Source organism: Planctopirus sp. SH287 (assembly GCF_056500625.1).
Map to the genome: position 1 here is coordinate 4,177,032 of NZ_CM151403.1, position 13,477 is coordinate 4,190,508.

Here is a 13,477-nt window from a genome sequence, read left to right on the forward strand (position 1 = left end):
CAAGAGTGGACGCACAACCGTACAGACGATTTTATTGCATGGGCGAGTAGTCAGTGGGAGTGAAAAAGACCGACTCGACCTTCTCCACAATCTTCCCATCAGCTTCCGAGGCTTCACGCGCCGTCTGCCAGTCCGGATCTTCACGGAAGGCTTTCCATGAGGCAGCAGCAGCGGCTTCATTCTCGTGACTCAGAAGATAGACCAGCTTGTTCTCGGTCTTCACAGGAGTGAGATAGACCACGTTCACCATGCCATGTTTGGCAAAGAGTTTCACCGTGTGATCACGGAATCGCTGGTGAAGTGCATCCAGCTTTCCGGGCAGAGCCGTATAGGTTCGCAGTTCATACAGGCGTGGCGCCTTGGCTTTGACCGTCTCGGCTTGAAGAACTTGTAATGGCCCGCAACTCGCCAGCCAGACACCAATCCCGGCGGCAAAAATCCAGAGAAATGTCATGCCATATGTCGAGAACCGGCCAAGGTTCGATCGATGGCGATGCTCAAGTGAATAGACCGAGGTCGTTGACATGAAGTGATGAGACATGCTCAAAAAACCGATCACAAAAAAAGAAATGCCATCTCCATGAATGAGCCAGCCACAAAGGGAATCAGCTCAAGACACAGAAATCAGGGCACATCACCTGAAGCGGTATGTGAGTGCGACAATTTTTGCGAAGTCAGGCAACATGCCTGAACCTGCATTGAAACCGTTTCAAGGTTTGGCCCGCGGGAACCTTGTCATTCGATGACGAATCATCCCGGCTCGTTCAGAGAAAACATCAGACAAACATGGTTGCGCCAGATCATCGCGGCCTTCTCATCCAATAAGAAGACGCCATGGAACAACCAACTCATGAAACCTACATTCTTGCTCGGCATGTTAAGCAGTAAATAGCGAGCAGGCCAACGAGCCTGCGGACGAGTTCCATAACCTGCCAAGACAGAGCCGCTGTGCGGCATTAGTTTGGCAGTAGTGCGGTAGGTGCCATGGCAGTGGCAGGGTAGCCCATGGGTTGGGTAGAGGCCATTGAGCCTGCACCGCCAAAGTTCATCCCGGAAGCATCAGCTCCCTGATAGAACTGACCACCACCGCCGCCACCACCAGCGGGTGGATAGAAACTGGGTGAGCAGTTGCCTGTCGAGCAGGGTGAAGGAGCTGCGCCACAAGGCGAGCAACGATTGGCTCCGCAGCAGCAACCCGCAGCAGAAACAGCGATCGCCAGACCAGCCAGTGCCAAGGCCATACGATTCAACATGGACGTTTTCCTTAGGATCGAACGAGGGGGAGATAGGGGTTGGCCAAAAGGCCATCGGCCCAGGCCTGAGAGGGGATTGTGAACTGATGCTGGTGGTCAAAGGACAGCGACCACGCGATGTGTGGAAATCACAGTGCGGATATGACAACAGGAGCGAAGCGGGAGTCACCAGAAAGGAATCTTTCTGGATCAACCTCAACGAACCTGACCGCGGCTTTGCGGGGAACATCACCGACGGCAAGGCGGGGTGTATCGGAAGATTTCGCCGGTGCAAAGATCAGTTTTTCATTTTTTCGCAGGATTATCCGGTTTCACAAAAACTTTCTTCAAGCCCAATGCCCCCGCACTCCACACCGCAACAACTCCCAAAGAAAAAACCATCTCAAACCTCATGCTCTCGGCAATAACTGCCAATCGCTTCAATAAAGGTCTCGCCATAGTGAGCCGTCTTCTTCTCACCCACTCCCGCAATCGCCCGGAACGCATCCAAAGTCATTGGCCTCACTCGGGCCATCTCGCGCAACGGAGCGTCGCCGAAGACAATGAACGGTGGGACGCCACGCTCGGTCGCCAGAGTCTTTCTCAGTTCCCTTAATGCCTCAAACAACCCGCGATGGACTCCTGCCCACGAGACTTCCGTCACTTTGGACTTGTGAGGAACATCCGTTTCCGCCGCAAATAATTGAGGGATGATTTCACCCTTCAAAACCTGACGCCCTGAAGGCGTCAGTTGCAGCACGCTATATTCACCCGACTTCGCGAGAAACTGCTGCCCGACAAGTTGCTCGATCCAGAGCCGAATCGTTTTGACATCCGTCCCTTTGAGAAGTCCAAAGGTACTCAACTGATGATGGCCACGCGAAATGATCCGCTCTGAACGCGACCCCACCAAGACCTTGCTGATATGGTCGGCTCCATAATTCTGCTCGCATCGCACCACACACGAAAGAATCTTCTGCGATATCACCAATGGATCAGCCACACGCTGAACTTCCCCCAGACACAGGTCACAGGCATTGCAGGATTCTTCACTGCCAGCCTCGCCAAAATACTCGACAATGCTCCGATGTCGGCATGTCGCTGATTGGCAGAATCGCTCGATCCCGGCCAGAACCTGCGCGGCCGTCTGCTGAGCCTCTAACGGTAAATCGTTTTGAAATTTTCGCCAGAGAACAAAATCTGCCGGCGAATGAAACAGCCAGCATTCCGCATCCAGACCATCACGTCCCGCCCGGCCACTTTCCTGCTGATAAGCTTCCAGCGATTTGGGCGCCCCCGCATGAATAACATAACGAACATCCGACTTGTCGATCCCCATCCCAAAAGCCACCGTCGCCACAATGATATCCACGCGATCATTCAGAAACGCCGACTGATTCTCCTGCCGGTCAACATCCGGTAGCCCTGCATGATAAGGCAGCGCTTTGAATCCTTTCTGACATAAATAGGCCGTCACGTCATCCACATCTTTACGACGAGGACAATAGATTACACCCGACTCACCCGGATGACGTTTAATGACATTAAGTATCTGCTGATCACGATCCGTGCGGGGAATCACCCGGTAGATCAAATTGGGACGATCGAACGAACCGACATGATACCGGGGTGAGGTTAATTGAAGCTGAGCCGCAATATCACGACGCACGGCATCCGTCGCGGTGGCTGTAAACGCATGCAGTGCCACTTTGGGAAAGCGGTCTTTCAATTCACTCAGCATGCGGTATTCAGGCCGGAAATCGTGCCCCCAATCACTGATGCAATGAGCTTCATCAATCGCCACCAGCGTGACCGGCACTTGCTCCAGAAAATCCAGCATCCGGGACGACATCAGACGTTCGGGCGACAGATAAAGCAGTTTCAATTCCCCGGCACGGATCTGCTGGGCAATCCGCTGGCGCTCTTGAGGGCTTGATCCACTATGCACAGCCGCCGCGGCGACGCCCAATTCCTGAAGCGATGCCACCTGATCCTGCATCAAGGAAATCAGCGGAGAAAGCACAATCGCCAGTCCCGGCTGAAGTAGCGCCGGGATCTGATAGCACAATGATTTTCCGCCCCCTGTGGGCAGCACCACCACACTCTCTTCGCCCGCCAGCAGCGACTCAATAATCTGCCCCTGAAGAGGCCGAAAATCACGATACCCCCAGAGCTTTCTTAAAAGCTCCCGTGCCGCGTCCAATTGACTGCTCTGGCCATCATCCGGGCACCCAGCGTTGAAAGTCACCAGAGAATCTTCCTGCTCAGCGGATTGATCCATCAGGAAAGAGTGCGGCTGTAACACCGGGCGATCCTTCGGCGGTAAAAAGTCCAGAACCAGACAGAAGCCAGTTGCCACCCGGCAGGCCCATTAACGATGCTGTTCAAGAAGCCATTGATAAAGCTCGGGGTTGTCATACGTGGCAGTCCAGCTATCGTGTGCCACTCCGGGATACACAGTGAGCTTGGGTGTTCCTCCAGCAGCCTTAATGGTATCAATCATGTCGGTCGAAGCCCTAAGGGCCACCACACGGTCAGCATCTCCATGAAAAGCCCAGATCGGCAACGATTTGAGGGCTTCCGCGTATTCGGCTTTCCCCCCGCCACAAATCGGCACGACAGCGGCAAATTTCCCCGGATATTTCGCCGCCATCCGCCACGAACCAAAGCCTCCCATACTCAGGCCTGTCAGATAAACACGGGCAGGATCAGCCTGAGTCGTTGACATCACATGTTCCAGCAAGGCGTTCAATTCGTCGGCATTCCAGCGGTCAAAGATCGGCCGACCCACCTCACTCGCCTGGGGAGAAATGACAATGAATTGATCCAGTTCCGGCTTGGTTCCGACCAATTTCGACGGGCCATGCTTCTTTACTTTCTGCAGATCCTGACCACTCTCACCGGCTCCATGCAGAAACAACATGACGGGCCACTTTTTTTTGGCATTTTCCGCCACATAATCTTTCGGAAGATAAAGCCAGTACGAAATGGACTTGGCCGGCAGATCCTTGAGTTCCAGCTTCTGGGCAACCTGCTTCCCCGCAGCAGGCGACTGAGAAAAATCAACCGGTGACAAACCAACCGGTTCATCCGCCATACCAGGAGACGCCATAGCAAACCCCAGCATGCTGAAAACAACCATCAAGCTCTGAATCGTGGGTCGGCAAACGAGAGTATCGCGGGCAAGCATGGGAACCTCTGCAATATCAAAGAGAAAATCAAAGGGAAATTCAAAAGGTGATCATCACAGACTCTGGAGCATTGGCAGCCGACAAAACAGTCATCAGTCGGTGAATGCAGCGTAGTGGAGCTTCAATTCTGATTTGACAGATTAAGCAGTGGGTGATGAGCAGGCCAGCGAGCCTGCGGACGAGTTCAACAACATATCGGGACAAAGTGGTCGTACCAGTAGAGTCTGCCACACCCGCCTGCCATTGGCGACAACCATGTTTGAATGAAGCACGTTCAACTCGCAAACTGCAAACTACAATTGGCGGGAGGGTTGGCAACGAAGTACGATTTCAAATGGGAATGATCGTCATCGAGGGGAAAATGCTGGCATCCTGCCACTGCCCAATGGGATGAACATCTCCAGGGAAATTTGCCGATGGAATTCGAGTCACCGACAATGGTGTTGTTAGAACTCCTGATGTTGCTGTTTGGCGTGGATCAACCGGGACTCCCCCCTGGCCCTCCCGATCAGGTTGTGACCCGGGCCGTTGCGAACAATGCAGTCATTCGCTGTGACTGGACAGCGCCCGGCACAGGCGATCACGGGGCACCGGGCATCGAAGGACTTTTCGGCGATGTCGAAATCCGTTCCTTCCTCGAAACATTCCATCGTTCCCATCGCGATCAGACGAACGAATCACTCAACGATCTGGCCGAGACCTTCCACGAATGGCAAAACCCGGAAAGCCTGCTGTTTCGTGTCAAACTGGCACGGCACGTCGTACTGCGCCATGCGGGGAGCATCTGGATCGAACCCCAGCCAGCTTTTGACGAGACAGCGCGTCCCGTCATCACCGGCAAAGAGGAAGCCCTGCCCCATCCAGAGATGATCCCTCATTTCTGGAAGAAGTTTTCAATGGTCATGCTGATGCGGGCCGAGGATGACGCGGATTTTCTGGAAAAGATTCTGCGAACCTGCCTCTCGCTCACTGAAGAAACGGATGCCACCAGCGACTCGTTCTCCAGATCCCGCTTGCTCAACAGGGAAATCATCTTTCACCGTGAAAAAAACAACCTCTGGCTGGCCATTGGCGAACAGGCGCTGCGACAAGCCATTGAGCGTTCACAGGCCACTCTGGCGGAAACTCCGAAATCAATCCCCGTGACGCCGTCTCGCTATCAGAAAGCCGTCAGTTCACTGGGCGTCACTCGTGTTGGCATGACTCAGTTCATTGATTTTCAAGGGCTGAGAGCGGGTCTTACTGGCACACCTTCCGCTCAACCCCATGAATTATTGCTTCTGGCGGATCTCGCTGGCTTGAAGTCGATAGACACTCTGGCCACAGCCACCGGCGTGGCCAATGGCAAGCTCGTGATCAAAGGCCAGTTGACATTCAACGAAAAGCCCACCGGCTTTTGGGAGGCCCTGGAAACACCATCGCTCACCCCGCGAGATTTTGAAAGAATTCCCGCTGATGCCGAACTCGTCATCGCAGGGAAGCTCAGCCCCATGCTGTGGATGAAATCATTCCGCAAGTTCGTATCAACCAGCGTCCCCGATGGTTCCAGGCAGTTTGATGACACACTTCGTCAGGTCGATACGGAACTGGGGGTGACCATCGAACAGGATCTCTTTTCGGCCTTTGGAGACACTTTTGTCCTCACTTCAACCAGCGGGCAGGGATCACTGCTAAAAGGACATCTGCTGGGTTGTTGGGAAGTCCGTGATCCCCGAAAAGCGGTCGCCGTCTTTGCCGAGTTGATGAAGGTGCTCACAAACAGCGTGAGTATCGATGAATCCACCGTAGTGCGCCAGACCGAATTCATGGATCGAACCATCTATACCATCGAGCAATCGCAATATGATGAGCATCGGACGGCATGGGCCTTCTGCCTGACAGATCGTCATCTGCTGGTGGCGCCGCAGCCGCAGATGATTAAAGCTCATCTTCGATTCATTCAGGAGGGCGGCCCGAATTTTTCTCAGTCAATGACAGCCGATAAAGCCTTACCAAAGAGCGTCAACGTCATGGTCTTTGCCTGGATGGACAGCCCTCAAGTGATCAAACAACTTGCCAGCTTATGGCCACAACTAACGGCTTACTCCAATCTCACAGGCCTGGGCGCACCCGGTGAAAATCGAATCCGCGCGATCGATTTCCCTTCATGGGCCGCGATTCACCCCTTTGTGCAGCCTTCGCGGACTCTCGTCTCCCGGACGGAAAGAACGCTGGATTTTGAAGTCGAACGCCCCCTCTCGTTCATCGCCGTCCTGGAATATCTGATCCGCCACAAGACCACGCAACTGGAATATGACGAAATCTGGTAATCGGCCTATATAGTATACACCCAACTGAGCCAAACCATATAGCATCTATGTAGGGTGGATTAAGGCTTTGCGCAACCCACCAGCATTGCTGGTGATAATAGCTACGGAAAGACGATCTACTCGACCTGCTTAAAACATCTTAATGGGTTCATACGGGGATCAGAGGGTGACGGACGGTGACTTTGGCACCTTCTGGCGATCCACATTGGAGCAACGTGCCCTCAACCTGCCATTTGGTGCGAACATAACCCAGACCCACCCACTGCTGGCGGCTTTCATCCAGCGCAAAGGTGGTGAGGCTCCCCACGCTTTTCGACTCCCCTTCGGCATAGAGTTCTGCATGGCAACAATCGATTGCGGGAGGATGTCCTTCGATAAATTCTGCTTCCAGCCGGATGAGTTCCCGATTGGTATGTCCCATAGCATCGAGCCGGGCAATGGGTTCCTGGCCGAGGTAACACCCTTTACGAAACGATATCGCCTGCTCAGTTCGCCCCGCTTCCTGCGCCAGGTTCGCATCACTGAAGTCCACCCCCATCCAGCCCATGCCGACGCGTGCGCGCAGCGTGTCAAAATCGGCTCGCGTGCGAGATAAGCCAGTAATGATTTCATCCAGTTCCGACCGCAGCTTCGCCTGTTCTGCTGAACTGTCAAGATGCGAATGGCTCAGAATGACGGCGGTTGCAGGCATCCCCCATCCCGGCAAACTGGACAGATTCCAACCCTCGCCCATGATCATTCGATGAGGCGAGAGCGTCGCGTTGCTCAGAGAAGGGATTGTCGTTTGAATCAATGATTCCAACTGTGCCATGGCCTCGTTCCCTATGGCCAGGCCGGCAGCCGATGGTTTGATCTGTTCAAAACTCACATCTTCAGTGATCACGTAGCGTTCGAGATGCGCCAGTAAGGCTTCACAACTTCCGGCTGCCACAGTCAGCAGCATTTCCTTCTCGAGGGCATAGATCCACCCGTGCCCGATAATGCGGCCTTTGACATTCGGAAAAAAAACTTCCCGCCCCGTCCCCTCAGTCAGATTCAAAACATCGTTCGTGCAGAAGTTTTGCAGAAATGATGCGCGATGCTTTCCACAAACCTTGATCTGCACGACCGGTAGAGGAAACCACAGGGTTGCATCCCATTCTCCCATCATGATAGATATCCGTTGAATTCAGAAATGTGCTGTAAATCACCCAGGCAGCCTGTTCCGGCGATCGCGCTTTAATCGTGATCTTCTACCGAATGTTCGTGATGGCTGTGAGTGTCGTCGCGATCTTCCAGACCTTCAGAATGAGTGTCTGTTGTGGGCGGCAAAGGCGTGGCAATGTGCGGAGCCGGTCGACCTTCTAACTCAGAAAGGGCATTGGCTGCCGCCTTCTGTTCGGCCTCTTTTTTGTTGATCCCCCAAGCTGCCGCATAGATTGTTTCGCCCAGCGCAGCGCTCACTTTGAAATACTTGAGATGATCCGGCCCGTGTTCTTCCAGCAAGTCATAACGGGGAGTTTGCCCGAAGGTTTTTTGTGAGTATTGCTGCAAGACACTCTTGTAGTTTCGACCGTACTCGGCTCCCACCATCTGTTCGATATGGGGTTCAATCAGCCGGACAATCAGGGCACGAGCCGATGTGAATCCGCCATCCAGATAGACGGCCGCGATGACGGATTCAAATGTTGCCGACAGGATAGAATGTGGCACAGTGGGGCTTCCGCTCAGGCCCTTGCCAATGATGACGAATCGATCAAGTTCCAGTTCCTTCGCCAACAGGGCGCAGACATGTCGGCTGACGACGAACGACTTGATTCGCGTTAATTCCCCTTCGGTCGACTTGGGATATTTTTGAAAGAGAAGGTCGCAGACAGCGGCCCCAAGAATGGAGTCTCCGAGAAATTCCAGCCGCTCGTTGGAATCGAGCCGCGTTTTGGCGGCCGAAGCGTGGGAGAGGGCCTGCGTCAGAAACTGGAGAGATTGAAAACGATAGCCCAGCAGTCGTTCGCACTCATCGATGTACGATGGTCTGGCGTCATCATGCATATGTGCTCCTGTCGGCTGATGAATCCGGAACATCCAGGAATTCATCAAGCGTCGCTGCGGTTTTACCTCAGACCTGCGACCAGAGGTTTTTTCTGGTACACACCGAATGTTGAAGGTCGAGGCCGACAAGAGTGGCGAGGGCCGCGACGAAGATCTGTGAAACACACGGGATTTCTTATTCCGCGTCGTTTTCACACGCCCTTCGATTCGGCCACCGCCAGCCGTGTCCAACCAGAGACTTTTCAGCGAGATTGCCGACACTTCCGCCGTGTCCGCAGTTCACGCTGATTTTTCAACGCATACACTCTAACCACATCGGTTCGCTCTGTCGCAAGGAGTTTTTTTCCGGACTTGTCGAACGATCGCCAGAAGCTGTGCAATTGATCGGATTGTCCCTTTGGGGCGTTGGCTGCCTGGAATCAGGTCTATACTCAATTTGAGTCTCCTGAGGATCACAATTCTTTGTCGAGAAATTGGCCGCCTGGCCGCGAATGGGAACTCCATCAGTTAAACTGTACTGGCACGCAGGGGTTAAATTTTCCCGCAGGATGGAATTGAGACAGAGGATGGCCAAGGCGATGACACTTGATGACTGGGCAGATGAACTCGCGGATCTGGATGACCGTGATCGGATGGAAACGATTGTCGAGCTGGCAGAGACGTTGCCCCCTCTGTCGTCACAACGGCAGGCCTCGCCCTTGCCGGAATCGTGCCGGGTGCAGGAATGCCAGACCCCCGTCTATCTCTTCGCTGACGTTCAAGAGGGGAAATTGCGACTGGAGGCGGATGTTCCCAGAAAGTCGCCCATTGTGCGAGGGTTGGTGGCACTGGTCGTGACATCTCTTGATGGTCGCCCGGTACACGATCTGGCTGATCTTCCTGATGACCTTCTAGCGAAACTTCACCTGGCGACGGCATTGGGAATGACACGCCAGCAGGGAGTTCGCGGCCTGATGGACAGAATTCGCCAGTCGCTTGCGACCCAGTCCAATGAATAATCGATCCTGCCGAATTGGGCATGGACAACGGCACAAGCTGTCGACATAGTGCTATGCCCGGCGTACCAATCGTTCGCAGGGGCAACTGCTGAACTTCTTGGCAGTGCCGTTAATTCACATGTTTGGAGACAAGGGTGGAGTGGGGACTCTTCGGCGAGATGGCGTTAATCCTCTTGCTGATTCTGCTGAATGGTTTTTTTGCAGGCGCGGAAATCGCCATCCTCACGGCCAAACGGGGACGACTGGAGCAGTTTGCTCAACAAGGTGACCGGGGCGCTAAGTCGGCTCTCAAACTTTCTGCCGATGCTGACCGCTTTCTCCCCACCGTGCAGGTCGGGATTACTCTCGTGGGAACCTTTGCCGCCGCGTTTGGTGGTGCCAGCTTCATCACCAAAGTCTCGGCCATGGTCGATCTGATTCCCATTAGCTGGATTCAGGAACGCAGCGCCACCATTTCACTGGGCCTCATTTCCATTGGAATCGCCTTCTTTTCGTTAATTCTGGGCGAACTGGTTCCCAAGCGGGTGGCATTGCAGAACGCCGAGTTCATGGCCCGATGGGTCGCCATACCGATGCAGTTACTGCAAACGATTGCCCAGCCATTTGTCTGGGTTCTCAGGCTATGCACAAAGTCTGCGCTGCTGATTCTTGGCCAGAAAAGTGAGATCCAGGACAACGTCTCGGTGGAAGATATCCAGCACCTGATCAATGCGGGACATGAAGCAGGAGTTTTGCAGGAAGCCGAACAGCAGATGGCGCAGCAGGCACTGCGGATGCGTGAACGAACGGTTGCCGAAATCCTGCGGCCGCGGATCGATATCGACGCCATTGATGTTGATACACCTCCAGAAGAAGTCCTGGGCGCCATTGCCATGTCTGGCTTTTCCAGAGTTCCTGTCTGTGAAGGGGGCATCGATCAGATTGTCGGGTTTGTATACATCAAGGATGTCTTTCTCGAAAATTATCTGGGACGCACGCTCGACATCCGCCGCATCATGAGGGCACCCCTTTTCATCCCCAAAACGGTCACAATTTCCCGGCTGCTGGAACTTTTTCAGCAGGAGCGAACTCAACTGGCCATTGTGCTTGATGAATATGGCGGCACCGAAGGGATGGTCACATTAGAAGATGTGATGGAAATTCTGGTCGGCTCCATCCATGACGAGCACCGGCAAGATGAAGAACAGCGGGTTGCGCAACGAGACGATGGAAGCCTGCTGGCTGACGCCTCACTTAACCTGCATGAGTTGCAGGAAGTTCTTGACATTGTGAAATGGAGTGAGCCTCCTCCGCGCGGGATTGCGACTGTCTCCGGGCTTGTTGTGGCGCTACTGAAGCGTCCTCCCAAGATTGCCGATACCGTGGTGTGGAGTCAGTTACGATTTGAAATCGTCGATATGGATGGGCCTCGTGTTGATCGACTGCTGATCAGTCAGATCTCTCATGATGCTGCTCCTCCAGAGACGCCACGCCCGGATGGAAATGACGCCTGACCTGCCTCATTTTTTTGAAAACTGTTTATGAACGCCGAAATTCTGGCTGTCGGGTCTGAACTGACCACAGGGGCCAAGCTTGATACCAACAGCCAATGGCTGAGCCTTGCCCTGGCTGACATGGGCATTCCGGTGCTGTTCCACACCACAGTCGCCGATGAGCTGGACTGGATGGTGGCAGCATTGAATGCGGCTGTCGCTCGCGCTGATGTCGTGATCATCAGTGGCGGCCTGGGGCCGACTTTGGATGACCTGACCCGTGAGGCGGTGGCCCGCTTTGCCAGAGTCCCGCTGGTGCTTGATCCTCATTCGCTGTCGCAGATCCAGGCGATGTTCACACGCCGGCAGCGTGTCATGCCCGAACGGAATGTCATTCAGGCCCAGTTCCCCCAAGGGGCCGAGCCGATTCCCAACACGCGCGGAACAGCTCCCGGCTTCTGGATGGAAATTCCTCGCGAGGGCCGGCCACCATGTCGCATCGCGGCACTTCCCGGTGTTCCCAGCGAAATGAAACCGATGTTTCGCGAGCAGGTGGTGCCACGACTGGAAACGGGCGTGAATGTCATCCGCCGGGCACGGATTAACTGTTTTGGTGTAGGGGAATCGGCCGCTGAGCAACTTCTCGGCGATCTGACAGCCCGTGGTCGTGATCCGGAAGTGGGAATCACAGTTCATGAAGCGACCATCACGTTACGAATCGTCGCCACAGGAAGCAGCCTGCTCGAATGCGATCAGAAGATCAGCACAACGCGGGAAATCATTCTCAACCGGTTGGGCACACTGGTCTTTGGCGAAGAAGACGAGGAGTTGGAACACGCGGTCATTCGACTTCTGGGCCAGCAGCGAAAAACGCTATCGACGGTGGAATCGGGAACGGGTGGACTGCTCGCCGATCGACTGACGGGAGTCAAAGGGTTTGAAGCCAACTATGGCGGAGGTTATGTCCTGCCCACCACGGCGGCCCGCCTGGCCATGCTCGATGTCGACCCTCGTGTGATGCAGCACTACGGAGCGATCAGTCCTCAGACTGCCATGGCGATGGCCAGCGGTTGCCGGACTCGCTTTGGATCGGACTACGCCCTGGCTGTCACCGAGTGGCCCAGCTTTACGGCTGATGACCCCACCCGCGCTGTTCCCTCTTCCTTCATTGCGTTGGCATCAAAACGGGATCTGGTGTTTCAGGAAGTCACGCACTTTGGTGATCCCGCCATTGCAAAAAGCCGGACGGCGAAAGCGGCTCTGAACATGCTTCGACTCCGGATGCTCGGAGTCAGGTGAAGGTTGGGAACTGAGGGTTGAGAGTTGATGACGCTTTGTTTCGTGCTTAATTTGTGACAATGGCCGGGTAAGCGAAGTGAGTTGTCGCGTGATATAATTTTTCCATGACAACATCGTTCCCCCTGACATCCTCGCCGGCTCCGGTTTTCTGGCCCGCCGTGATCACGCTCGCCCAGCGCGAGGTAACGCGATTTCTCCGTCAGAGATCGCGGCTGATTGGCGCTCTGGTGCAGCCAATCTTGTTCTGGGTGCTGTTTGGAGCCGGTTTGCGAGGGTCATTTCAGTCGTCGAGCGGGGAATCCTTCCAGGAATATTTTCTTCCCGGCATCGCGGTCATGATCGTGCTGTTTACAGCGATCTTCTCCACCATTTCCATCATTGAAGACCGGCGTGAAGGTTTTCTTCAAGGTGTCCTCGCAGCGCCGGTCTCGCGCCTGGCAATTGTGTTGGGAAAACTGATCGGGGGATCCATTCTGGCCATTTCGCAGGCGATCCTCTTTCTCACTTTTGGGCCGCTCTTATCGACCATTGGCCTGACGCAAAGCGTTTCAATGGGGTTGACCTGGACGAACTTTTTCCCGGTGTTGGGATTTCTGACACTTCTGGCGTTCGCATTGACCGGGCTGGGCTACATGATTGCGTGGCAAATGACCTCCACCCATGGCTTCCATGCCATCATGAGCATTTTCCTGATGCCCATGTGGTTGCTCAGCGGAGCGTTCTTTCCTGCAAAAGAAGGCTGGCTTCAGTGGGTTGTGGCTGCCAATCCTCTCACTTACGGCGTCGCAGGCCTTCGCCAGATTCTCAGGCCCGAAACAGCCACCGACTTGCCATCGTGGCCAATTTGCCTGAGCGTGACCATACTCTTTGCAACGACCTGCGTGGTGATTGCCTGCTGGCAAACCAGCCAGCGGTCAGCCCGAAATGTTCGCTGAGATCCCCAGGGGC

Annotated in this window: 11 protein-coding genes; 5 read left to right on the forward strand and 6 right to left on the reverse strand. The window is 54.5% G+C overall.

Annotated elements, in window-relative coordinates; genetic code table 11:
* Positions 1–31: 31 nt before the first annotated feature.
* The 4 genes from SH287x_RS15500 to SH287x_RS15515 form a co-directional block, all read right to left on the reverse strand.
* A complete protein-coding gene (locus SH287x_RS15500) occupies positions 32–541 on the reverse strand; it encodes an NIPSNAP family protein (protein ID WP_479515283.1) in 510 nt (169 codons plus the stop codon).
* Between the two features lie 415 nt (positions 542–956).
* Positions 957–1,253, reverse strand: a complete 297-nt coding sequence (locus tag SH287x_RS15505; protein ID WP_479515284.1) for a hypothetical protein — start codon at positions 1,251–1,253, stop codon at positions 957–959.
* A 382-nt stretch (positions 1,254–1,635) separates the two neighbouring features.
* Positions 1,636–3,537, reverse strand: coding sequence for a DNA helicase RecQ (gene recQ, locus SH287x_RS15510; protein WP_479515285.1), 1,902 nt, complete (start codon positions 3,535–3,537; stop codon positions 1,636–1,638).
* Between the two features lie 66 nt (positions 3,538–3,603).
* Complete coding sequence (locus SH287x_RS15515) at positions 3,604–4,422, reverse strand: carboxylesterase family protein (protein ID WP_479515286.1); 819 nt, start codon at positions 4,420–4,422, stop codon at positions 3,604–3,606.
* Positions 4,423–4,839: 417 nt separating this feature from the next.
* Here SH287x_RS15515 and SH287x_RS15520 point away from each other — a divergent pair, with 417 nt between their 5' ends.
* Positions 4,840–6,732 carry a DUF3352 domain-containing protein gene (locus tag SH287x_RS15520; RefSeq protein WP_479515287.1) on the forward strand — a complete coding sequence of 631 codons (1,893 nt, stop codon included), beginning with the start codon at positions 4,840–4,842 and terminating at the stop codon, positions 6,730–6,732.
* Between the two features lie 148 nt (positions 6,733–6,880).
* Here the strand turns inward: SH287x_RS15520 and ygfZ are convergent, their stop codons facing one another.
* Positions 6,881–7,882 (reverse strand): CAF17-like 4Fe-4S cluster assembly/insertion protein YgfZ, encoded by a 1,002-nt coding sequence (gene ygfZ / locus SH287x_RS15525; protein WP_479515288.1) that lies wholly within the window; start codon positions 7,880–7,882, stop codon positions 6,881–6,883.
* Between the two features lie 68 nt (positions 7,883–7,950).
* Complete coding sequence (gene rnc, locus SH287x_RS15530) at positions 7,951–8,760, reverse strand: ribonuclease III (protein WP_479515289.1); 810 nt, start codon at positions 8,758–8,760, stop codon at positions 7,951–7,953.
* A 578-nt stretch (positions 8,761–9,338) separates the two neighbouring features.
* Here rnc and SH287x_RS15535 point away from each other — a divergent pair.
* The 4 genes from SH287x_RS15535 to SH287x_RS15550 all read left to right on the forward strand — a co-directional run bounded on the left by SH287x_RS15535 (position 9,339) and on the right by SH287x_RS15550 (position 13,464).
* Positions 9,339–9,758: a SufE family protein gene (locus tag SH287x_RS15535; RefSeq protein WP_479515291.1), complete on the forward strand. Its 420-nt coding sequence runs from the start codon at positions 9,339–9,341 to the stop codon at positions 9,756–9,758.
* A gap of 158 nt (positions 9,759–9,916) precedes the next feature.
* Positions 9,917–11,251 (forward strand): hemolysin family protein, encoded by a 1,335-nt coding sequence (locus SH287x_RS15540; protein WP_479515293.1) that lies wholly within the window; start codon positions 9,917–9,919, stop codon positions 11,249–11,251.
* 27 nt (positions 11,252–11,278) lie between these two features.
* Complete coding sequence (locus SH287x_RS15545) at positions 11,279–12,529, forward strand: CinA family nicotinamide mononucleotide deamidase-related protein (protein ID WP_479515294.1); 1,251 nt, start codon at positions 11,279–11,281, stop codon at positions 12,527–12,529.
* Between the two features lie 104 nt (positions 12,530–12,633).
* On the forward strand, positions 12,634–13,464 hold the full coding sequence (locus tag SH287x_RS15550; RefSeq protein ID WP_479515295.1) for an ABC transporter permease: 831 nt from the start codon (positions 12,634–12,636) through the stop codon (positions 13,462–13,464).
* Positions 13,465–13,477: the final 13 nt, after the last annotated feature.

Bases quoted from the DNA above. Each gene is read 5' to 3' on its own strand.
- SH287x_RS15500 (WP_479515283.1), bottom strand. From the start codon at position 541: ATGTCTCATCACTTCATGTCAACGACCTCGGTCTATTCACTTGAGCAT.
- SH287x_RS15505 (WP_479515284.1), bottom strand. From the start codon at position 1,253: ATGTTGAATCGTATGGCCTTGGCACTGGCTGGTCTGGCGATCGCTGTT.
- SH287x_RS15515 (WP_479515286.1), bottom strand. From the start codon at position 4,422: ATGCTTGCCCGCGATACTCTCGTTTGCCGACCCACGATTCAGAGCTTG.
- SH287x_RS15520 (WP_479515287.1), top strand. From the start codon at position 4,840: ATGGAATTCGAGTCACCGACAATGGTGTTGTTAGAACTCCTGATGTTG.
- ygfZ (WP_479515288.1), bottom strand. From the start codon at position 7,882: ATGATGGGAGAATGGGATGCAACCCTGTGGTTTCCTCTACCGGTCGTG.
- rnc (WP_479515289.1), bottom strand. From the start codon at position 8,760: ATGCATGATGACGCCAGACCATCGTACATCGATGAGTGCGAACGACTG.
- SH287x_RS15535 (WP_479515291.1), top strand. From the start codon at position 9,339: ATGACACTTGATGACTGGGCAGATGAACTCGCGGATCTGGATGACCGT.
- SH287x_RS15540 (WP_479515293.1), top strand. From the start codon at position 9,917: ATGGCGTTAATCCTCTTGCTGATTCTGCTGAATGGTTTTTTTGCAGGC.
- SH287x_RS15545 (WP_479515294.1), top strand. From the start codon at position 11,279: ATGAACGCCGAAATTCTGGCTGTCGGGTCTGAACTGACCACAGGGGCC.
- SH287x_RS15550 (WP_479515295.1), top strand. From the start codon at position 12,634: ATGACAACATCGTTCCCCCTGACATCCTCGCCGGCTCCGGTTTTCTGG.